19 protein-coding genes and 1 pseudogene are annotated in these 20,581 nt (G+C 63.2%); 8 read left to right on the top strand and 12 right to left on the bottom strand.

All coding sequences use genetic code 11. The features are described from left to right. Window positions 1–47 precede the first annotated feature (47 nt). On the top strand, window positions 48–572 hold the full coding sequence (locus JYG36_RS06005; RefSeq protein WP_045197484.1) for an Mpo1 family 2-hydroxy fatty acid dioxygenase: 525 nt from the start codon (window positions 48–50) through the stop codon (window positions 570–572). 75 nt (window positions 573–647) lie between these two features. Here JYG36_RS06005 and pcaC read toward each other — a convergent pair whose 3' ends face one another. From pcaC to pcaR, 9 genes are all read right to left on the bottom strand, one after another. Beyond that, window positions 648–1,040: a 4-carboxymuconolactone decarboxylase gene (gene pcaC / locus JYG36_RS06000; protein WP_045197482.1), complete on the bottom strand. Its 393-nt coding sequence runs from the start codon at window positions 1,038–1,040 to the stop codon at window positions 648–650. Window positions 1,041–1,042: 2 nt separating this feature from the next. Then, the gene (gene pcaD / locus JYG36_RS05995; RefSeq protein WP_213603363.1) at window positions 1,043–1,840 is read right to left on the bottom strand and encodes a 3-oxoadipate enol-lactonase; all 798 of its coding nucleotides are present in this window, start codon (window positions 1,838–1,840) and stop codon (window positions 1,043–1,045) included. Between the two features lie 11 nt (window positions 1,841–1,851). Beyond that, entirely contained in the window at window positions 1,852–3,216 is a 1,365-nt protein-coding gene (locus JYG36_RS05990; protein WP_045197477.1) for a 3-carboxy-cis,cis-muconate cycloisomerase, read from the bottom strand. A gap of 19 nt (window positions 3,217–3,235) precedes the next feature. Then, the gene (locus tag JYG36_RS05985; protein ID WP_045197475.1) at window positions 3,236–4,525 is read right to left on the bottom strand and encodes an MFS family transporter; all 1,290 of its coding nucleotides are present in this window, start codon (window positions 4,523–4,525) and stop codon (window positions 3,236–3,238) included. Window positions 4,526–4,644: 119 nt separating this feature from the next. Beyond that, complete coding sequence (gene pcaF, locus JYG36_RS05980; protein WP_195885921.1) at window positions 4,645–5,850, bottom strand: 3-oxoadipyl-CoA thiolase; 1,206 nt, start codon at window positions 5,848–5,850, stop codon at window positions 4,645–4,647. Beyond that, window positions 5,847–6,626 (bottom strand): CoA-transferase subunit beta, encoded by a 780-nt coding sequence (locus JYG36_RS05975; RefSeq protein WP_213603361.1) that lies wholly within the window; start codon window positions 6,624–6,626, stop codon window positions 5,847–5,849. The genes pcaF and JYG36_RS05975 overlap by 4 nt, the downstream gene beginning before the upstream one ends. Then, entirely contained in the window at window positions 6,623–7,480 is an 858-nt protein-coding gene (locus JYG36_RS05970; protein WP_045197469.1) for a CoA transferase subunit A, read from the bottom strand. The genes JYG36_RS05975 and JYG36_RS05970 overlap by 4 nt, the downstream gene beginning before the upstream one ends. A gap of 167 nt (window positions 7,481–7,647) precedes the next feature. Continuing rightward, complete coding sequence (gene pcaK, locus JYG36_RS05965; protein ID WP_093379926.1) at window positions 7,648–8,994, bottom strand: 4-hydroxybenzoate transporter PcaK; 1,347 nt, start codon at window positions 8,992–8,994, stop codon at window positions 7,648–7,650. Window positions 8,995–9,271: 277 nt separating this feature from the next. Then, window positions 9,272–10,147 (bottom strand): pca regulon transcriptional regulator PcaR, encoded by an 876-nt coding sequence (gene pcaR, locus JYG36_RS05960; RefSeq protein ID WP_176794222.1) that lies wholly within the window; start codon window positions 10,145–10,147, stop codon window positions 9,272–9,274. Between the two features lie 607 nt (window positions 10,148–10,754). Between pcaR and JYG36_RS05955 the strand changes: the two genes are divergently transcribed. Together JYG36_RS05955 and JYG36_RS05950 are read left to right on the top strand one after the other, a co-directional pair. Continuing rightward, entirely contained in the window at window positions 10,755–10,955 is a 201-nt protein-coding gene (locus JYG36_RS05955) for a hypothetical protein (RefSeq protein ID WP_010220873.1), read from the top strand. A gap of 341 nt (window positions 10,956–11,296) precedes the next feature. After that, a complete protein-coding gene (locus JYG36_RS05950; protein ID WP_045197461.1) occupies window positions 11,297–12,769 on the top strand; it encodes an inorganic phosphate transporter in 1,473 nt (490 codons plus the stop codon). A gap of 55 nt (window positions 12,770–12,824) precedes the next feature. Here the strand turns inward: JYG36_RS05950 and JYG36_RS05945 are convergent, their stop codons facing one another. Further along, entirely contained in the window at window positions 12,825–14,303 is a 1,479-nt protein-coding gene (locus JYG36_RS05945) for a helicase HerA-like domain-containing protein (RefSeq protein ID WP_093379920.1), read from the bottom strand. Between the two features lie 169 nt (window positions 14,304–14,472). Between JYG36_RS05945 and JYG36_RS26750 the strand changes: the two are divergent. From JYG36_RS26750 to gpgF, 5 genes and pseudogenes are all read left to right on the top strand, one after another. Beyond that, window positions 14,473–15,447: pseudogene (locus JYG36_RS26750) on the top strand (cache domain-containing protein); the annotation flags it as partial. A 141-nt stretch (window positions 15,448–15,588) separates the two neighbouring features. Further along, window positions 15,589–16,353: a methyl-accepting chemotaxis protein gene (locus JYG36_RS26745; protein WP_371128668.1), complete on the top strand. Its 765-nt coding sequence runs from the start codon at window positions 15,589–15,591 to the stop codon at window positions 16,351–16,353. 202 nt (window positions 16,354–16,555) lie between these two features. Then, window positions 16,556–17,677, top strand: a complete 1,122-nt coding sequence (gpgS, locus tag JYG36_RS05935) for an N-acetylglucosaminyl phosphatidylglycerol synthase (protein ID WP_213603359.1) — start codon at window positions 16,556–16,558, stop codon at window positions 17,675–17,677. Beyond that, complete coding sequence (gene gpgD, locus JYG36_RS05930) at window positions 17,670–18,431, top strand: N-acetylglucosaminyl phosphatidylglycerol deacetylase (protein WP_045197453.1); 762 nt, start codon at window positions 17,670–17,672, stop codon at window positions 18,429–18,431. Before gpgS ends, gpgD begins: the two co-directional genes overlap by 8 nt. Next, complete coding sequence (gene gpgF / locus JYG36_RS05925; RefSeq protein WP_093379914.1) at window positions 18,428–19,432, top strand: glucosaminyl phosphatidylglycerol flippase; 1,005 nt, start codon at window positions 18,428–18,430, stop codon at window positions 19,430–19,432. The genes gpgD and gpgF overlap by 4 nt, the downstream gene beginning before the upstream one ends. Here gpgF and JYG36_RS05920 read toward each other — a convergent pair. Both JYG36_RS05920 and purU read right to left on the bottom strand, forming a co-directional pair. After that, entirely contained in the window at window positions 19,407–19,580 is a 174-nt protein-coding gene (locus tag JYG36_RS05920) for a hypothetical protein (protein WP_176794221.1), read from the bottom strand. The two genes, gpgF and JYG36_RS05920, sit on opposite strands and share 26 nt — an antisense overlap. A gap of 23 nt (window positions 19,581–19,603) precedes the next feature. Further along, entirely contained in the window at window positions 19,604–20,455 is an 852-nt protein-coding gene (gene purU / locus JYG36_RS05915; protein WP_045197450.1) for a formyltetrahydrofolate deformylase, read from the bottom strand. Window positions 20,456–20,581: the final 126 nt, after the last annotated feature.

Raw genomic sequence — 20,581 nt, 5'->3', positions numbered from 1 at the left:
GTGGATATCTGTAGGACATGCTCACGTCACCTACAGGAGGTACAACAATGAAAAACCTGGTCGAACACCTGAGTCAATACGCCGCCTACCACCGCGACCCGCGCAACATCGCCACCCACTTCATCGGCATACCGCTGATCGTGCTGGCGGTAACGGTTTTGCTGTCACGCCCAGGCACCGAACTAGCTGGCGTCTGGCTGTCGCCAGCACTGCTGGTGGCGCTGGTTACCGGCTGGTTCTACCTGCGCCTGGACCAACGCCTGGGCCTGCTGATGGCGTTGTTGCTGGGCTTGTGCCTGTGGGCCGGGCAGGCGCTGGCGGTGCAAAGCACCCTGGTCTGGCTGAGTGCCGGGCTGGTGTTGTTCGTGATCGGCTGGGTGATCCAGTTTGTCGGCCACCACTATGAAGGCCGCAAGCCGGCGTTTGTCGATGATCTGATGGGCTTGATCATCGGGCCGTTGTTCGTGGTGGTGGAGCTGGGGTTCTTGCTGGGGTTGCGCCCGGAGCTGAAGAAGGCCATCGAGGAAAATGTCGGGCCGGTGGCGGTTCGGCAGAAGAAGGCAGCGGTCTGAGCGGGGCTGCTTTGCAGCCCTGCTCTTACACCAAACCTGTTGGAGCGGGCTTGCCCCGCGATGAGGCCCTGAGGGTCAGCCCCTGGACTCAACCCCCAACTCATCCCACACCGACTCGGCCAGGTGGAAGGTGGCATTGGCCGCCGGAATGCCGCAGTAGATCGCGCTCTGCATCAGCACTTCCTTGATCTCCTCACGGGTCACGCCATTGTTGGCCGCCGCGCGCAGGTGCAACTTCAGCTCCTCGTTGCGGTTCATGCCAATCAGCATGGCAATGGTGATCAGGCTGCGGGTATGCCGCGGCAGGCCCGGGCGGGTCCAGATGTCACCCCAGGCGTGGCGGGTGATCATTTCCTGGAACTCGCTGTTGAACTCGCTCAGGTTGCTCAGGCTACGGTCGACATGGGCATCGCCGAGCACCGCGCGGCGCACTTGCATGCCGGCGTCATAACGTTGTTTCTCGTCCATGGTCAGCCCTCTCGGCCCAGCAGAAAATCAATTACCCGGCGGCTGAACGGCGCACCGACTTCGACGTTGGAAAGGTGCGCAGCGTGGAATTCGGCGTACTGCGCGCCCGCCACGTTCTCCTGGATGAAACGCCCACCGGCCGGCGGCGTCACCGCGTCGTGGCTGCCGGAGATCACCAGCAGCGGAACCTTGATCTGGCCCAGTTGCTCACGAAAATCAGCATCGCGCACCGCCCCGCAGTTGGCCGCATAGCCTTCAGGCGAGGTGGCGGCGAGCATATCGGTAATCCGCTTGGCCTGGTCGGGATTGCCCTCGGCATAGGTTTTGGTGAACCAGCGCTCGATCGAGGCATCACGCAAGCCGACCATCGCGTCTTGACGATCACGCAATACCAGCTCGATGCGCGGGTTCCAGGTGTCCGGCGCGCCGATCTTGGCCGCGGTGTTGCACACGATCAGGCGGTTCAGCCGCTCGCCGGCGTTGATCCCCAGCCACTGGCCGATCAGCCCGCCCATCGACAGACCGCAGAAATGCGCCTGTTCGATGTGCAAGGCATCGAGCAACGCCACTACATCCTGCCCCAGTTGTTCGATGCTGTACGGCCCCGGGGTCACCAGCGAACCGCCATGGCCGCGGGTGTCGTAGCGCAGCACGCGAAAATGCGCGGTCAGGGCCGGGACCTGGGTGTCCCACATGTGCAGGTCGGTACCCAGAGAATTGGACAGCACCAGCACCGGCAGGTGTTCCGGGCCTTCGAGTTGATAGTTGAGTACGCCATCGGCGAGTTGTACCTGTGCCACTGCAGCCTCCTTCAGGCATTGACGCGGTGATGTTCAGCCAGCGCCCGCTCGACCCAGGCACGGGCCTGGCCGAGGTAGTGGGCTGGGTCGAGCAGACGATCGAGCTCGTCTGGCGAAAGTTCGGCACTGACCTGCGGCTCGTCGCCCAGCACGGCGCGCAGATGGCGCTGCTCGGCCACGGCCCGCTTGCAGCAGGTTTCCAGCAGATGGTGGGCATGGTCACGGCCCAGGCGCTGGGCCAGGACGATACTCACCGCTTCCGCCAGTACCAGGCCCTGGGTCAGGTCGAGGTTGCGGCGCATGCGCTCGGCGTCCACTTCCAGGCCATCGGCGATGATCTGTGCCTGGCGCAGCGCCCCGGAGACCAGGCAGCAGATCTCCGGCAGGGTTTCCCATTCGGCATGCCACAGGCCGAGGCTGCGCTCGTGCTCCTGGGGCATGGCGGCATACAGCGTGGCCAGCAGGCCCGGGACCCGGGTGGCGGCGCCGATCAGCACCGCAGCGCCGACCGGGTTGCGCTTGTGCGGCATGGTCGAGGAACCGCCCTTGCCCGGCGCCGAAGGCTCGAACACCTCAGCCGCTTCAGTCTGCATCAGCAGGCTGACGTCACGGCCGAGCTTGCCAAGGCTGCCGGCAATCATGCCGAGCACCGCCGCGAACTCCACCAGACGGTCGCGCTGGGTGTGCCAGGGTTGTTCAGGCAGCGTCAGCTGCAAATCTGCGGCCAAGGCTTCGGCCACCGGCAAGGCCTTGTCGCCCAACGCCGCCAGGGTCCCGGAGGCGCCGCCAAACTGCAGGGTCAGCAGGCGCGGCTTGAGTTCCTGCAGGCGCTGGCGATGGCGATTCAAGGCGCCCAGCCAGCTGGCAATCTTCATGCCCAAGGTGACCGGCGTAGCATGTTGCAGCCAGGTGCGCCCGGCCAGGGGCGTCTCGGCGTGAATCTCGGCCTGGCGCGCCAGGGCGTTGGTCAGTTGCGCCAGGTCGGCCTCGATCAAGGCCAGCGCCGCCCGCAGTTGCAACACCAGGCCGGTGTCCATGGCATCCTGGCTGGTGGCGCCCAGGTGCACATAACGCTCGGCCTCCGGTACGCCACTGGCAATCACCTTGCCCAGCGCCTTGACCAGCGGGATCGCCGAGTTGCCGGCCACGGCAATCGCCTCGGCCAGCGCGGCAAAGTCATAGCGTTCGGCATGACAGGCGGTTTCGATCGCCGCCACCGCCACCTGGGGGATTACCCCAGTGGCCGCTTCGGCACGGGCCAGGGCCGCTTCGAAATCAAGCATGCCCTGCACCCGGCCACGGTCAGAGAAAATCTCGCGCATTCCCTGCGCGGTGAAATAGGCATCGAACAGCTGATTGCCCGGACGCGGGTTCATTGGCAGGTCCTTGAACAGGTCAATGGTCGTGGTGCAGGTACGCAGCCTGCTTCGGCAAGCGCAGGCTGAACAGGAAGGCAATCGCCATCATCGCCGTAACGTACCAGTAAAAGGTGTTTTCCATGCCCATGGATTTCAGCCCCAAGGCGACGTACTCGGCCGAGCCGCCAAACAGCGCGTTGGCCACCGCATACGCCAGGCCGACGCCCAGGGCGCGTACCTGCGGCGGGAACATTTCGGCTTTGACCAGACCGCTGATCGAGGTGTAGAAGCTGACGATGCACAGCGCCAGGGTAATCAGCACGAAGGCCAGGAACGGGCTGGTGACGGTTTTCAGCGCCAGCAGGATCGGCACGGTGAACAGCGTGCCCAACGCGCCGAACAGCAGCATCGAATTACGCCGGCCGATACGGTCCGAGAGCATGCCGAACAACGGCTGCATGCACATGTACAAAAACAATGCGCCGGTCATGATGAAGCTTGCGGTCTTGGCGCTCATGCCGGCGGTGTTGACCAGGTACTTCTGCATGTAAGTGGTGAAGGTGTAGAAGATCAGCGAGCCGCCGGCGGTGTAGCCAAGCACGGTGATGAACGCCGCCTTGTGGTTGCGAAACAGCCCGGCGATGCTGCCGGCGTCCTTGTCGTTGCGGGTTTCGGCGCTGCTGGTTTCTTCCAGCGAGCGGCGCAGAAACAACGAGATCAGCGCAGCAATCGCACCGACCACAAACGGGATGCGCCAGCCCCAGGCGCGCAGTTCGTCTTCACTAAGCAACTGCTGAAGAATCACTACCACCAGCACCGCCAGCAACTGCCCGCCGATCAGGGTCACGTACTGGAACGAGGCAAAAAAACCGCGCTGGCCGCGCAGCGCCACTTCACTCATGTAGGTGGCGGTAGTGCCATACTCACCGCCCACCGACAGGCCCTGGAACAGCCGCGCCAGCAACAGCAGCGCCGGCGCCCAGGCGCCGATCGAGGCATAGGTGGGCAGGCAGGCGATGACCAGCGATCCGGCGCACATCATCAGCACCGAGATCATCATCGAGTTCTTGCGGCCGTGACGGTCGGCAACGCGGCCGAACAGCCAGCCACCAATCGGTCGCATCAGAAAGCCGGCGGCGAACACCCCGGCGGTGTTGAGCAACTGTACCGTCGGATCGTCGGAGGGGAAAAAGGCCGGGGCGAAATAGATGGCGCAGAAGGCATAGACGTAAAAGTCGAACCATTCGACCAGGTTGCCCGAGGACGCACCGACAATGGCAAAGATGCGTTTACTACGCTCCTCACCGGTGTAATAGGCTGAAGTCATGGCTGCTTACTCTTGGTGGGTTCTGAGAGTCTAGACACACTCAGTAACACTCACGTTCCACAGAACAATCACGCCGGCCGCGCCGCCTTGCGTGGAGGCGGCGCGGCCGGGCCATTGGTTTACACCCGCTCGATGGCCAGGGCCAGGCCCTGGCCGACGCCGACACACATGGTCGCCAGGCCTTTGCGTCCGCCGGATTTCTCCAGGTGGTGCAAAGCGGTAAGGACCAGGCGCGCGCCGCTCATACCCAGCGGATGGCCAAGGGCAATGGCGCCGCCGTTGGGATTGACCTGCGGCGCATCGTCGGCCAGGCCGAGTTCGCGCAGCACGGCCAGGCCCTGGCTGGCAAAGGCTTCGTTGAGTTCGATGACATCAAAATCAGCCACCGCCACGCCCAGGCGCTCGGTCAGTTTGCGCACCGCCGGCACCGGGCCGATGCCCATTACCCGCGGCGCCACACCGGCACTGGCCATGCCAAGCACCCGCGCCCGCGGGGTCAGGCCATGCTTTTTCACTGCGTCTGCCGAGGCCAGGATCAGCGCCGCAGCACCGTCGTTGACCCCCGAGGCATTGCCGGCGGTGACGGTCTTGTCCGCGCCGTTGACTGGCTTGAGGCGGGCCAGGGCTTCGAGGGTGGTGTCGGCGCGCGGGTGCTCGTCGTGCTCAACGACCGTCTCGCCCTTTTTATGGGCGATGCGCACCGGCACGATCTCTTCGGCAAAGAAGCCCGCAGCCTGGGCGGCAGCCGTGCGTTGCTGGCTGCGCAGGGCAAAGGCGTCCTGGTCGGCACGCGAGACCTGATAATCGTCGGCAACGTTGTCGGCGGTCTGCGGCATGGCATCGACGCCGTACTGGGCCTTCATCAGCGGGTTGATGAAGCGCCAGCCGATGGTGGTGTCTTCCAGCTTCATGTTGCGCGAGTAGGCGTTGTCGGCCTTGCCCATGACGAACGGCGCCCGGGACATCGACTCGACGCCGCCGGCAATCGCCAGCTCCATCTCGCCGCTGGCGATGGCGCGAAAGGCCGTGCCCACCGCGTCCATGCCCGAGGCGCAGAGGCGGTTGAGGGTCACCCCCGGCACGCTGTCTGGCAGGCCGGCCAGCAGCAGCGCCATGCGCGCGACGTTACGGTTGTCTTCACCGGCCTGGTTGGCGCAACCGAGGAACACCTCGTCGAGCTGATCCCACTGTACCTGCGGGTTACGCTCGATCAACGCCTTGAGCGGCACTGCCGCCAGGTCGTCGGCGCGCACGCTGGCCAGGGCGCCGCCAAAGCGGCCAATGGGGGTGCGAATGGCATCGCAGATAAATACCTCACGCATCAGGCTTCTCCTGGCGCTTGGCCGTGGGCGGCGGCGGTGCGCGCTTCAAGGTCGCGCAGGGCGTTGAGCTCGACATCGCTCGGCGCGACGGTGGTTTGCACGTCGTCGGCAAAACGGATGGCCCAGCCGGTGGCAGCGATGATCTGCTCGCGGGTCACGCCCGGGTGAATCGAAGTCACCACGAACTCATGAGTACCGGCTTCCGGCTCCATGATGCACAGGTCGGTAATAATGCCTACCGGCCCCTCGCCTGGCAGGCCCAGGCGCTTGCGTGAATCACCGCCTTCGCCGTGGCCGACCGAGGTAATGAAGTCGAGCTTGTCGACAAAGGCGCGGTTCGACTGCTTGAGGATGATCAGCACCTGCTTGGCGGAACCGGCGATCTCCGGCGCGCCACCGGCACCTGGCAGGCGAACTTTGGGCTGGTGATAGTCACCGACCACGGTGGTGTTGATGTTGCCGAAGCGGTCGACCTGGGCCGCGCCGAGAAAGCCCACATCGATGCGCCCGCCCTGCAGCCAGTAGCGAAAGATCTCGCCGGTCGGCACCACGGTGTCGGCGGTTTCCGCCAGCTCGCCGTCACCGATCGACAGCGGCAGCACGCTTGGCTTGGCGCCGATCGGGCCGGACTCGTAAATCAGCACGACATCGGGCGACGAGGTCAGGCGCGCCAGGTTGGCGGCCTTGGACGGCAGGCCGATGCCGACGAAGCAGACGGCGCCATTGCGCAGGCGACGGGCTGCGGCAACGGTCATCATTTCATTGGTGGAGTAGCTCATTGTGCAGCCTCCGCGCTGGCCAATTTTGCCTTGAATTCAGTGAAGTCGGCGGTGCCGCGAATGTACTGGTCGACCCACGCCGTGAAGCTTTCGCGGCTGCGGGCAATCGGGTCCCAGGCCTGGTAGAAGCGATTGTCCCGCTCGTAGTAACCATGGGCGTAGGACGGATGCGCGCCGCCCGGCACCAGGCACACCGCAGACAGCGCCCAGGTCGGCAGCACGCAGGCGTTCATCGGCGCCTGGAGGTCGTCGACAATTTCCTCGACGGTGACGATGCAGCGCTTGGCCGCCAGGGCTGCTTCCTTCTGCACACCGAGAATGCCCCAGAGCAGCACGTTGCCCTTGCGGTCGGCCTTTTGCGCGTGAATCACGGTGACGTCCGGGCGTACCGAAGGCACGGCGGCGAGAACTTCACCGGTGAACGGGCAAGTGACGCTCTTGATCAGTGGGTTGACCTTCGGCAGGTCGGAACCTGCGTAGGCACGCAGCACCGCGAAGGGCAGGCCCGAGGCGCCGGCGACGTAGGCGTTGGCCAGGTCGGCGTGGCTGTGTTCTTCGATCTCGATAGCGTGCGGCCAGTGTTTTTCAACCGCGTCGCGCAGGCGATGGAGGGAACCGACACCCGGGTTGCCGCCCCAGGAGAAAATCAGCTTGCGGGCGCAACCGGCGCCGATCAGCTGGTCGTAGATCAGGTCAGGCGTCATGCGTACCAGGGTCAGATCTTTCTTGCCCTGACGAATGATTTCATGCCCGGCGGCAGTCGGAATCAAGTGCGTGAAGCCTTCGAGGGCGACGCTGTCTCCGTCGTTGACGAACTGCTTCACGGCGTCGTGGAGCGAGAGGATTTCAGCCATTGCAGACTCCTGGATATGCTGAGTCGGGGTCGGTTTCAAGGCGCCTCGGGCGGCGCCGGTCATGGGTTCAGATTAAGATGGGCTGGGGGGCTGTTCAATCCGATAATCGACTAACTGTTCGATTATCGAACTGATTGTTATCTTGCTAACAACACGTGCGAGGGCTGTCAGGTCGCATCTGCGTGACTGACCATGCCCTTGATAATCACCGCCGTGGTGGCCAGTGCCGCCGGGATCACCAGCGCGGTCAGCACTTGTTCGAAATTCCAGCCCAGGCCCAACAGGGTTGCGCCCATCCACGCCCCGAGAATCGCCCCGAAACGGCCGATACCGAGCATCCACGACACCCCGGTGGCGCGCCCCTGGGTCGGGTAGAAGCGGGCCGCCAGCGACGGCATCGCCGACTGCGCACCGTTGACGCACATACCGGCAATCAGCACCAGGGTCGCGAGAAGGGTGATGTTGCCCAGGCTCTGCCCTACCGCGTAGGCAAACACCCCGGCCAGCAAGTAGAAGGTGCCGATAACCTTGTGCGGGTTGTAACGGTCCATGGCCCAGCCCACCGCCACGGCGCTGAGCACCCCGCCAAACTGGAACAGCGCACCGATGAAGGCAGCCTGCTCCATGCTCGCGCCACTGTCGCGCATCAGGGTTGGCAGCCAGCTGGTCAGCAGGTAGACAATCACCAGGCCCATGAAATAGGTCAGCCACAAGAGCAGAGTGCCGACGCTGTAAGTCCCGGAGAAGATCACCGCAAACACGTTGCGGGCTTTGACTGTCTTTTGCTCCGGCACGCTGAAGCTCGATGCCTGGCCGACGATGGCCGGCTCGATCGGCGCCAGGGTCTTGCGTACCTTGTCGGTGCCGCGGTTGCGCACTACCAGGTAACGCGCCGACTCCGGCAGCCAGAACACCAGCACCACCGCCAGCACCAGTGGCAGAACCCCGCCGATCAGCAGCAGGCTGTGCCAGCCGAACGCCGGGATCAGCTTGGCAGAAATGAAGCCACCCCCGGCCATGCCCAGGTTGAAGCCGCAGAACATGCTGGTCACCAGCAGCGACTTGTGCCGCTCCGGGGTGTATTCGGACAGCAGCGTCGTGGCATTGGGCATGCCCGCGCCCAGGCCCAGCCCGGTGAGAAAACGCAGCACCAGCAACTGGTCAACATTGGTGCTGTAGGCCGACGCCAGGCTGAACGCGCCGAACAGCAGCACTGCCCCCACCAGTACGACTTTGCGCCCGAAACGATCGGCCAGCGGCCCGGACCCCAGCGCACCGAAGACCATGCCGATCAACGCAGCGCTCATCACCGGGCCGAGGCTGGCCCGGTCAATGCCCCAGTCCTGGGACAGGGCCGGGGCGATAAAGCCCATGGCCGCCGTATCGAGGCCGTCGAGGAAGACGATCAGAAAGCACAGGATCACCACCCGCCATTGGTAGCGCGACAGCGGTTGGCTATTGATAAAGGACTGCACATCAAGGCAGTTTCCGACAGCAGCTTGAGGACTATTCATTATTTTTATCCAGAAGAAGCGCGCGCGTGTGCGGGTGCGCGCGTGAACGGCACGGACGAACAGGGACGGGATCGAAAAACTGGATCAGCTGCCGCGCAGTCCCGCGTAGGACAGGTGCAAACCGTGCAGGGACAGGAAGTCGGTCATGGGGCGTTTGCCTCTCGCTCATTATTATGGGCGGCCAGGGCAGGCTGACCGCTGCGAGGGACATTAATAAGCAGGCGGGCGCGGCGCAATTCGATAAACGCATCTCTGTGCGTTTATCGAACAGGAACGTTCAGGCGAACAATTGCGCGCTGAGGTCACGACTGGCGGCAAGCATGATCGGCAGGAAGCGCTGTTCAAGCTCGGTGCGGCTGACCCGTCCGGCATGGGTACTGACGTTGAGCGCCGCCAGCACCTGGCCGGAGGCGTCGTAAACCGGAACGGCAATCGAGCGCAAGCCCTGCTCCAGCTCCTGGTCGACCACGCACCAGCCCTGCTGGCGAACCAGCTGCAGGCACTCGAGCAAGGCCACCGGGTCATGGAGGGTGCGGCTGGTCTTGGCCTGCAGGTCGGCGTGCTCGAGGTATTCGTGCAGGGTTGCGTCGTCCAGCGCCGCCAACAGGATACGGCCCATGGAGGTGCAATAAGCCGGCAGGCGCCCGCCAACCGACAGGTCGACCGAAATCAGGCGCTGCACCGTGGCCGAGCGGGCGATGTAGAGAATGTCGTCGCCCTCCAGGGTGGCCATGTTGCAAGCCTCGTGCAACTGGTCGCTCATGCGGTCCAGATAAGGCTGCGCTGATACCGCCAGCGGCGTCGACGACAAGTAGGCGTGACCCAGGGTCAGCACCTTGGGCAGCAGCGAATAGGTGCGCCCGTCGGTGGTGGCGTAGCCGAGCTTGATCAGCGTATGCAGGCAGCGGCGTACCGCGGCGCGGGGGATTTCCGTGCGGTGGCTGATCTGGGCGATGGTCAGGTGGCGCTTGCGCTCCTGGAACGCCTGAACTACCGCCAGGCCCCGGGCCAGCGAGGTCATGAAATCGGGGTCACCGGTAAAGGCCTGGATACGCTTGGCCGGCGAGGCAACGATAGGCGGCGCCAGGGACGCAAACGAGCTACGCACGTTGTCGTTCAATCCTGGCCCTTTGGGCGTGGTTTCTTCTGTCATGGCTAGCCTCGGCAACACGGTCACTGGGGCGATTATCGAACCATCGACCGATAATCGCAATTGACCGCTACCCTCAATTGCTTATACCTTTCTCCCGCCACCATGTGGCTTCTTGGAGAGACTGGTCAGGTACCCACCGTAGAAGTCCCAGGCACGGCCTTGCCCACGAAGCGAGGCCGTTTTTCCTTCCTCCGTAAAAGACGGGGTCGGTGGCCAGAGAACTTTTTCTCGGCGCCCGGTTCAAATTTCATACTCGGCGGACTGAGCGCATTCATAACTTCGTAACAAAACCGCCGCTCTATTGTTCTTATCAACAATAGAGAGTACTAGTGTCAGACAATCTGCTTGCTATAATAAAACTTCGTATCCACGCCCTTGGGCGGGGATAGTGCGGATCCAATCCGCTGCTGCCCCCAGGCAGACACAACCGGATCGCTGCAAGTGCCATTAACGTGAACACCTCGATGTTCACTTTCGCTTGCACCACCACAACCTACTGTTGCTGCGACAGTTATGCCGCTCTGGCCGCGTAGCCGTGTGCATGTTGTGCCCCGCGCACTCAATTGCCCGCGTAAACGCCAGGGTTTATATCCATACAGGTAATACTGTGACCAAAGATGAACTGCGCGCCGAACTAGAGCGCCAGGAACAACGTTACAAGGACGTCTATGGCGGTGAAGTCACCACTTATGCCGCGCAACCCGACCCGGAACGCAAGCCATGGCGCAAACGCGCAAGCGTGCTAGACCAGGCCTTCGCCCAGGAACTGGAAAAAATCGAGAAAGAACTCAAGGACCAGGCGCCCTGAGCCACGCCTGATGGCGATCGCAACACGCCGCGCCACGGCGTGCGGGGATGCTTTTAGCTGAGCACGATGCAGCTGATTTTTGCGCCGTCATACGCATGCGGTAACGGAATTTCACAAATTTCATACGGCCGTTTGATTTTTTTCTGATACGCATGAAATCATGCAAATGTTTAATTTTTCTCGATTTTTTTCGATTTTAGCCGACGATCACCGAAGCATCGCCGACTCAGCGGCTTGGGCAATGGGGTAGAAAAGTCGTCGAGCGGTCCGTCGCAGGGGCATCGATTACCGGGGATTTCTGGCATAATCGCGCCCCCTTATGACCGGGTCAGAATTCCTTCATGATCGATTTATTCAGCGGACTTGATGCCTGGGTACTGGTGAGCTTGCTGCTCGCTCTGACCTTCGTACTCGCCTTCGAGTTCATCAATGGCTTTCATGACACCGCTAACGCGGTAGCTACAGTCATCTATACCAAAGCCATGCCGCCGCACCTGGCCGTGTTCTTCTCCGGCGTGTTCAACTTCCTCGGGGTTCTGCTCGGCGGTGTCGGCGTGGCGTATGCCATCGTTCACCTGCTGCCGGTCGAACTGCTGATCAACGTGAACACCGGCCACGGCCTGGCGATGGTCTTCTCTCTATTGGCTGCCGCCATCACCTGGAACCTGGGTACCTGGTACTTCGGGATCCCGGCGTCCAGTTCGCACACGTTGATCGGCTCGATCCTCGGCGTGGGCCTGGCCAACGCCCTGATCAGCGACATTCCGCTGGGTGACGGGGTCAACTGGCAGAAGGCAATCGATATCGGCATGTCGCTGGTACTGTCGCCGATGGCCGGTTTCGCTGTCGCCGCGCTGGTGCTGCTGGGCCTGAAATGGTGGCGACCACTGTCGAAGATGCACAAGACGCCGGAACAGCGCCGCAAACTCGACGACAAGAAGCACCCGCCATTCTGGAACCGCCTGGTGCTGGTAATTTCGGCGATGGGTGTGAGCTTCGTGCACGGTTCCAACGACGGTCAGAAAGGTATCGGCCTGATCATGCTGGTACTGATCGGTATCGTTCCATCGGCGTTCGTTCTCGACCTCAACAGCACCACCTACCAGATCGAGCGGACCCGCGACGCCACGCTGCACCTGAACCAGTTCTACCAGCGCAACGAAGCGACCCTGGGCGAATTCCTGGCCCTGGGCAAAGCCAAAGAAGGCGACCTGCCAGAACAGTTCAGTTGCAACCCGCAGCAGACCGAGCCGACCATCAATGCCTTGCTCGATTCGCTCAAAGGCGTGGCCGACTACCGTTCGCTGACACCGGAAAAACGCATTGAAGTACGTCGTTACCTGCTCTGCCTGGACGACACCGCCAAGAAGGTCGGCAAGCTGCCAGGCCTGCAGGCACGCGAGAAGGCGGACCTGGACAAACTGCGCAAGGACCTCACCGCCACCACCGAGTACGCACCGTTCTGGGTGATTCTCGCGGTCGCCCTGGCCCTGGGCCTGGGTACCATGGTCGGCTGGAAACGCGTAGTGCTGACCATCGGCGAGAAGATCGGCAAACAAGGCATGACCTACGCCCAGGGCATGTCGGCGCAGATCACCGCAGCCTGCGCCATCGGCATGGCCAACATCTTCAGCCTGCCGGTCTCGACCACCCACGTACTGTCCTCGGGTGTGGCCGGTACCATGGTGGCGAACAAGAGCGGCCTGCAAGGTGGCACCGTGCGCACCATCCTGCTGGCCTGGGTACTGACCCTTCCGGCTACCGTGGGCTTGTCGGCAGCTTTGTTCTGGCTGGCGACCAAAGCCATCGGCTAATACACCCCGCAGTAAAAAGGCGCCCCGAGGGGCGCCTTTTTTATGCCTGATGCAATCACCGGCGCTTGCTGCCGCCGAGCAACGAACCCATCAGGCCCCGTACCAACTGGCGCCCGAACTGGTTGGCCGCCTGGCGTACCGCCGACTTGATCGCCTGCCCTGCTGCGCTTTGCAGGAACTCGCCGGCTTTGTCGGCCAAGCTCTCTTCAGCCGCAGCCGGCGCCTGCTCAGGCTCAGCGGCGCCGCCTTTACGGGCATTGAGCATTTCATAGGCCGATTCACGGTCGATCGGTTTGTCATAACGCCCGACCAAGGGCGAAGCGGCAATCAGCGCTGCCCGTTCGGCGGCGCTCAGCGGCCCGATGCGCGACTGCGGCGGGGCAATCAGTACACGCTGGACCATACCCGGCGTGCCCTTTTCCTGCAGGGTACCGACCAGGGCCTCACCGATGCCCAGCTCGGTGAGCACGCTCAAGGTGTCGAATTGCGGGTTGGGGCGGAAACCATCGGCCACGGCCTTGAGGGATTTCTGCTCCTTGGCGGTGAATGCCCGCAGGCCGTGCTGGACGCGCAGGCCCAACTGCGCGAGGACATCATCCGGCAGATCGCCCGGCGACTGGGTGACAAAGTACACACCTACGCCCTTGGAACGGATCAGCCGCACCACCTGCTCCAGCCGGTCCTGCAGGGCCTTGGGGGTGCCATTGAACAGCAAGTGGGCCTCATCAAAGAACAGGGCCAGCAACGGTTTTTCGGCATCGCCACGCTCGGGCAATTGCTCGAACAGTTCGGCCAACAGCCACAGCAGGAAGGTCGCATAGACCTTCGGCGCCTCATGCACCAGGCGGCTGGCGTCGAGCAGGTGAATGCGTCCGCGACCATCGACATCCGGCTGCAGAATGTCTTCCAGTTGCAAGGCCGGCTCGCCAAACAGCGCCTCAGCGCCCTGCTGCTCGAGGGTTGCCAGGCGCCGCAACAGGGCCTGGCTGGAGCCGGTGGTCATCAGCGCACTGTCTTCACCGAGCAGTTGCGGGTTGTCCTTCAGGTGCGCCAGCAGCGCCTTGAGGTCCTTGATGTCGAGTAGCAACAGGCCTTCGCGGTCGGCGACCTTGAACGCGGCATACAACGCCGCCTGCTGGCTGTCGGTCAGCTCCAGCAAATTGCCCAACAACAACGGGCCCATTTCGCTGAGGGTGGTGCGCAGCGGGTGACCAGACTGACCGTGAATATCCCACAAGCTGACCGGATAAGCCTGAGGCCGATGGTTAAGCCAGGGCATGCCGGCAATGCGCTCGGCCACCTTGCCCTGGGGGTTGCCCGCCGCGCCCAGGCCGCACAGATCGCCTTTGACATCAGCGGCAAACACCGCCACGCCAGCGTCGCTGAAGGCTTCGGCCATGTGTTGCAGGGTTACGGTCTTGCCGGTACCGGTCGCCCCGGCCACCAGGCCGTGACGGTTGGCCAGGCGCATGGCCTGGGCCACCGGCTGCCCGGCGAGGTCGGCGCCGAGCACGAATTGCGAAGAGTCAGGCATGTTTTTTCACCCTCTGTTTAAAGCTTTGGCTTGAAACGGCCGATATTAAATAGCGATAGACCACCAGGAAGACAGGAATAGCCCGACAAGGAATTGGGACCTGCACTGCTTTCACGCTGTTCTTTGTGCGAACGACCCGGATAACAAGACCTTAGCGGACCGACACGTTATGAACAAAAGCCTCCGATTCAGCCACAAGATCCTATTGGCCGCCTCGCTGATCGTCATGATCGCCTTTACCCTGTTTACCTTGTACAACGATTTCTTGCAGCGTAATGCCATTCGCGAGGATCTGGAAAACTATCTTGAAGAAATGGGCGAAACCACTTCGACCAATATCAAGAACCTGTTTGACGGTCGTATTCTGCTGGTACAAAACGTTGCACAAAACATTGCCGCGTTTCCCGAGGCTGACAAAGTCGGCACGCTGCTCGGCCAACAAGCGCTGGTCTCAAGTTTCCTGACCATTTACCTGGGTGACGTCAATGGCGGTTTCACCATCCGCCCACAGACCAAGATGCCCGACGGCTACGACCCGCGCGTACGCCCCTGGTATAAAGACGGCATGGCCGCCAACGGGCCGATCCTGACCGAACCTTATATTGATGTCAGCACCGGCAAGATGGTCATTTCGGTGGTGGCGACCGCTGCGCGCAACGTTGGCGTGGTCGGTGGCGACCTGGCCCTCGACGGCCTGACCGAGATCATCAACTCGCTGAACTTCGGCGGCATGGGCTACGCCTTCCTGATCAACGATCAAGGCAAGATCCTCGTGCACCCGGATAAAAACCTGGTGATGAAGTCGCTGTCGGACCTGTTCCCACAGAACACCCCGCGCATCAGCAAGGAACCGAGCGAGGTCGAACTTGACGGCAAGACCCGGATCCTCAGCTTCGCCCCGGTCAAGGGCCTGCCTTCGGCTAACTGGTACATCGGCCTGTCGGTAGACAAGGACGAGGCCTACTCGATGCTGAGCAAGTTCCGCACCTCGGCGGTGATTGCCACCCTGGTCGCCGTGGTCATCATCATTGCCCTGCTCGGCCTGCTGATCCGCGTACTGATGCAACCGCTGCACACCATGACCCGGGCCATGGAGGACATCGCCGAAGGTGAGGGCGACCTGACCAAGCGTCTGGCGATCCATAACCACGACGAATTCGGCATCCTCGGCACCGCCTTCAACCGCTTCGTCGAGCGCATCCACGGCTCGATCCGCGAAGTGTCCTCGGCCACCGAGCAGGTCAACGAAGTGGCCCTGCGGGTAGTCAGCGCCTCCAACTCGTCGATGGTCAACTCCGACGAGCAGTCCAACCGCACCAACAGCGTTGCCGCGGCGATCAACCAGTTGGGCGCCGCCGCCCAGGAAATCGCCCACAACGCCGCGCAAGCCTCGCAACAGGCAAGCTCGGCACGGCATCTGGCTGAAGAAGGCCAGCAGGTGGTCGATCGCAGCATCCAGGCGATGAACCGTCTGTCGGACCTGATCTGCACTTCCAGCGCACACATCGAGACGCTCAACAGCAAAACGGTGAACATCGGCCAGATCCTCGAAGTGATCACCAGCATCTCGCAGCAGACCAACCTGCTGGCGCTCAACGCCGCCATCGAGGCGGCACGCGCAGGGGAAGCCGGTCGCGGTTTTGCTGTGGTCGCCGATGAAGTACGCAACCTGGCGCACCGCACCCAGGAGTCGGCGCAGCAAGTGCAGAACATGATCGAAGAGCTGCAGGTCGGCGCCCGTGAATCGGTCGACACCATGGGCCAAAGCCAGCGCCACAGCCAGGACAGCGTCGAGATCGCCAACCAGGCCGGTGAGCGCCTGGGCAGCGTAACCCTGCGCATCGGCGAGATCGACGGCATGAACCAGTCGGTGGCCACCGCCACCGAAGAACAAACCGCCGTGGTCGATTCGATCAACATGGACATCAACGAAATCAACATGCTCAACCAGGAAGGGGTCGAGAACCTGCAGTCGACCCTGCGCGCCTGCGCCGACCTGGAGCAACAAGCCAGCCGCCTGAAACAACTGGTGGGCAGCTTCCGTATTTGAGCTTGAGCGGCAAGCTACAAGCTGTAAGGTGCAAGAAGAAACAGAGCCTAGTGCGCTCTGCTTTTTCTTGCAGCTTGTAGCTTGCCGCTAGCCGCTACCGAACCCAATCGAACAAACTATCCTTCATAGAGGTCAACCTTAGGGCGCGTCTCCAGCGGCGAAAAGCCGCCTGGTGACACACTCTGGAGACGATCTCGGAGGGATGCTGATCGTGCACATCGCTGACATCACCATGTTCTACGCGCCCGCCAGCGGCGGCGTGCGTACCTATCTTGATGCCAAACACCGCCGCCTGGGCCTTACTCCCGGTGTTCGTCACAGCCTGTTGATTCCCGGCGCCAGCGCCAGCCACGATAACGGCATCTACAAGGTGCCGGCCCCGGCCCTGCCATTCGGCAACGGCTATCGCTTCCCCCTGCGCCTGGCACCTTGGCGCAATGTCCTGCACGATCTTCAGCCGGACCTGATCGAGGTCGGTGACCCCTACCTGACCGCCTGGGCGGCGCTGGATGCCCGGCGCCAGCTGGATGTGCCGGTGATCGGCTTCTATCACTCCGACCTGCCGTTGCTGGTGAGCAACCGCATGGGCAACTGGTTCACGCCCAACGTCGAAGCCTATGTCAGCAAACTCTATGGCAATTTCGACCGGGTGCTGGCGCCGAGTCAGGTAATGGCCGACAAGTTGCGCGGCCTGGGTATCGACAATGTCCATGTGCAGCGCCTGGGCGTCGACCTGGCAACCTTCCACCCGCAGCACCGTGACCTGTCGCTGCGCCGGCAACTGGGTCTCGCCGATACCACGCGCCTGCTGGTGTTCGCCGGACGCGGCTCGCGGGAGAAGAACCTGCCGGTACTGCTCGACTGCATGAAACGTCTGGGCAAGCACTATCACCTGCTGCTGGTGGGCTCGCACATGCCGGCCACGGTGCCGGCCAACGTCAGCGTCATCGATCACTTCTGCCCGGCCACTGAAGTCGCCCGCCTGCTGGCCAGCGCCGATGCCCTGCTGCACGCAGGCGACCAGGAGACCTTCGGCCTGGTGATTCTCGAAGCCATGGCCAGTGCCATTCCGGTCATTGCCGTGGCCGCCGGGGCCTTCAGCGAAATCGTCAACGAGCACTGCGGGCGCCTGTGCCCGCCCAACGATGGCCAGGCCATGGCCCGCACGGTGCGCGAGGTGTTCGAGGCCGGTGCCCGGCACATGGGTCAGCAGGCCCGCGCCCATGTCGAGCAGCACTACGCCTGGGACAGCGTAGTCAATGGCCTGCTCGAGCATTACCGGGCGGTGCTCGGCCACCCGATGCCGGTACGCGCTCATGCCTGAGCCTGCCGATCGCCCGAGCCTGCTGCTGGTGCTGCATGATGTCGCGCCGGAAACCTGGCCGGACTACCAACCCTTCGTCGAAGCCATCGACGCTCTGGGCAACATTCCCATGACCTGGCTGGTGGTGCCGGACTTTCACAAGCGCAATGCCCTGGAGCAGGCCCCCGGATTTCGCCTGATGCTCGACCGGCGCTTGCAGCGTGGCGACGAAATGGCCCTGCATGGCTACTTTCATGCCGATGACAGCCCGCCACCGCGCTCGCCGCGGGACTACTTCATGCGCCGCATCTATACCTGGGAAGGCGAGTTCTACAGCCTCGACCAGCCCCAGGCGCGGCAACGCCTTGAAGCCGGTATCGACCTGTTCCGCCGCTATGACTGGCCCCTGGCGGGTTTTGTCGCCCCGGCCTGGCTGATGAGCGACGGCACCCGCCAGGCCTTGCGCCAACTCCCGCTGCGTTACACCAGCGACCCGCAGCACATCTTTCAATTGCCCGACTTCAGCCCGATCGCGGCCCCCGGCCTGGTCTGGAGCGCCCGCAGCCGTTGGCGCCGCGGGCTGTCGAAAGTGTTGTGCGACGTACGTGAGGCGCGCCTGCGCCAAGCGCCGGTGATCCGCCTGGGCCTGCACCCGGTGGACATGCGCCATGGCTTTTCCCGCCGCTACTGGCTGCAAACGGTCCAGCGCTTGCTGCGCCAGGGCCGCGAGCCGATGACCAAATCCGCCTGGCTGGCCAGCAGGCACCCTCGGTGAACCGCCTGCCCTGGCTGCTGATGGCGCTGATCGGGGCGCTGCTGGTGCCAGCCCTGCTCGGAGGCAGCGAGCTGTTGCCGCGCCTGCGTGGTTTTGCCCCGCAACTGCTGCTGGGCCTGTTCGCCATGATTGTAGTGTGCTGGATCATCAACGCCATGCGCCTGCGTCTGCTGCTCGGCAGCCAGGGCGCGGCGCTGGGGCGCTTGCGCAGCCTGGGGGTGATCATGGCCACCGAGTTTGCCATCTGTACAACGCCGGGCGGCAGCGGCGGGCCGCTGGCACTGATGGCCTTGCTGGCCCGCGATCGCATCGGGCCGGCGCGCAGCAGCGCGGTATTTGCTGCCGACCAGCTCAATGATCTGCTGTTCTTTTTCTGCGCCATGCTGGGGATCGCCGGCTACGCGCTGTTCCACAGTCTCAACCGCAGCCTGGAGGGCCTGCTGCTCAGCAGCGCGCTGTTGATGTTCACCGCCTTCGCCACCCTGCTCGGCTTGCTGCGATACCGTCGCGCGCTACTGCGCCTCAATGGCCGGTTGCTGCACAGGCTCAAGGTGTCCGCCCGCAGGCGCCGACGCTGGACGCGCAAGCTGCTGCACTTCTTTCGCGCCCTGGGCGAAACCTGGCGGCTACCCAAACGCACCCTGGCGCTGGTGTTTGCCCTGACCTGCGTGCACTGGGGGCTGCGCTACAGCGTGCTGTACCTGGCGTTGCGCGGGCTTGGGGTCGATCTGCAGTGGATACCGAGCTTCCTGGTGCAGATGCTGTCGCTCAGCGCCGGGCAATTCAGCCTGCTGCCGGGCGGTGCAGGCGCGGCTGAAATGACCTCGGCCGCATTGCTTTCGCCTTTGGTGGGCACATCGACCGCGGCGGCGGCCATCCTGATCTGGCGGCTGGTGACCTACTATTTCTACCTGGTCGCCGGTGGCCCGGTGTTCCTCTGCCTGCTGGGTCGGCCGCTGCTGGAGCGCTGGCGGCTCAGTCAGGCGCGGGTTCGTCGCTAGCCGGCTTGAGCTGCTCCCAGAGCTCGGCGGCACCGGGAAAATCGGTGCCGTCTTCGCTGTCCAGCGCATCCGGGTCGTAGCGGCTCAGGCAGCCCTCGCCGAGGGTCGGCGGGGCCTTGGAGGTAGCCTTGTCGAGTGGATCGGCCATTGGCCAACCTCCGGCACTGAGGCTTAGTTGAACACCACGGTCTTGTTGCCGTGGACCAGCACGCGGTCTTCCAGGTGATAACGCAGGCCGCGGGCCAGGACCATTTTCTCGACGTCACGGCCGAAACGCACCATGTCTTCGATGCTGTCGCTATGGCTGACGCGAACCACGTCCTGCTCGATGATCGGGCCGGCATCGAGTTCTTCGGTGACGTAGTGGCAGGTCGCGCCGATCAGCTTGACGCCGCGCAGCGACGCCTGGTGGTACGGTTTGGCGCCGACGAACGAAGGCAGGAAGCTGTGGTGGATGTTGATCACCTGCTGGGCGTATTCCTGGCACAGTTGCGGCGGCAGGATCTGCATGTAGCGCGCCAGTACCACCACGTCGGCACCGTGCTCCTTGACCAGGCGCGAGACTTCGGCAAAGGCCGGCTGCTTGTTCTGCGGATCGACCGGCACATGGAAGAACGGGATGCCGTGCCACTCGACCATGCTGCGCAGGTCGTTGTGGTTGGAAATCACACAGGGAATGTCGCAGTCCAGTTCCTTGGCATGCCAGCGGTGCAGCAGGTCGGCCAGGCAGTGGGACTCGCGGCTGGCCATCAATACTACGCGCTTCTTCTGGTCGGTATCGGTGATGCGCCAGACCATCGAGAACTCTTCGGCGATCGGTGCGAAGGCTTCACGAAATTCCTCGATACCGAACGGCAGGGTTTCGGCGCGGATTTCGTGGCGCATGAAGAACCAGCCGCTCTGCTCGTCGGAGTGGTGGTTGGCTTCGTTGATCCAGCCGTTATAGGACGCCAGGAAATTACTGACTTTGGCGACGATGCCAACGCGGTCGGGGCAGGCAATCACCAGCCGGTAGGTGCGCATGAAATGGACTCCAGAAACTTTCGCAAAGGCGCACATTCTAGCGAGTGCCCGGCAAAACTGCAGTACTCATTGCACGCGCCCTGTCGCCTGCCCGGGTGGCGCGGTAGAGGGCACTGCCGTGTAGCG

It is taken from the genome of Pseudomonas sp. SORT22, from assembly GCF_018417635.1.
Lineage (GTDB): Bacteria > Pseudomonadota > Gammaproteobacteria > Pseudomonadales > Pseudomonadaceae > Aquipseudomonas.
The sequence above is the reverse complement of the archived record's forward strand: the minus strand, read 5'-3'. Positions and strand labels throughout refer to the sequence as shown.

Coding starts and splice junctions, on each gene's coding strand:
- JYG36_RS05990 (WP_045197477.1), bottom strand. CDS start 3,216: ATGAACCCGCGTCCGGGCAATCAGCTGTTCGATGCCTATTTCACCGCG.
- JYG36_RS06005 (WP_045197484.1), top strand. CDS start 48: ATGAAAAACCTGGTCGAACACCTGAGTCAATACGCCGCCTACCACCGC.
- JYG36_RS05920 (WP_176794221.1), bottom strand. CDS start 19,580: ATGGCCGATCCACTCGACAAGGCTACCTCCAAGGCCCCGCCGACCCTC.
- gpgD (WP_045197453.1), top strand. CDS start 17,670: ATGCCTGAGCCTGCCGATCGCCCGAGCCTGCTGCTGGTGCTGCATGAT.
- JYG36_RS05985 (WP_045197475.1), bottom strand. CDS start 4,525: ATGACTTCAGCCTATTACACCGGTGAGGAGCGTAGTAAACGCATCTTT.
- gpgS (WP_213603359.1), top strand. CDS start 16,556: ATGCTGATCGTGCACATCGCTGACATCACCATGTTCTACGCGCCCGCC.
- JYG36_RS05970 (WP_045197469.1), bottom strand. CDS start 7,480: ATGGCTGAAATCCTCTCGCTCCACGACGCCGTGAAGCAGTTCGTCAAC.
- JYG36_RS05950 (WP_045197461.1), top strand. CDS start 11,297: ATGATCGATTTATTCAGCGGACTTGATGCCTGGGTACTGGTGAGCTTG.
- purU (WP_045197450.1), bottom strand. CDS start 20,455: ATGCGCACCTACCGGCTGGTGATTGCCTGCCCCGACCGCGTTGGCATC.
- JYG36_RS05945 (WP_093379920.1), bottom strand. CDS start 14,303: ATGCCTGACTCTTCGCAATTCGTGCTCGGCGCCGACCTCGCCGGGCAG.
- pcaC (WP_045197482.1), bottom strand. CDS start 1,040: ATGGACGAGAAACAACGTTATGACGCCGGCATGCAAGTGCGCCGCGCG.
- pcaK (WP_093379926.1), bottom strand. CDS start 8,994: ATGAATAGTCCTCAAGCTGCTGTCGGAAACTGCCTTGATGTGCAGTCC.
- pcaR (WP_176794222.1), bottom strand. CDS start 10,147: ATGACAGAAGAAACCACGCCCAAAGGGCCAGGATTGAACGACAACGTG.
- JYG36_RS26745 (WP_371128668.1), top strand. CDS start 15,589: ATGGTCAACTCCGACGAGCAGTCCAACCGCACCAACAGCGTTGCCGCG.
- JYG36_RS05975 (WP_213603361.1), bottom strand. CDS start 6,626: ATGAGCTACTCCACCAATGAAATGATGACCGTTGCCGCAGCCCGTCGC.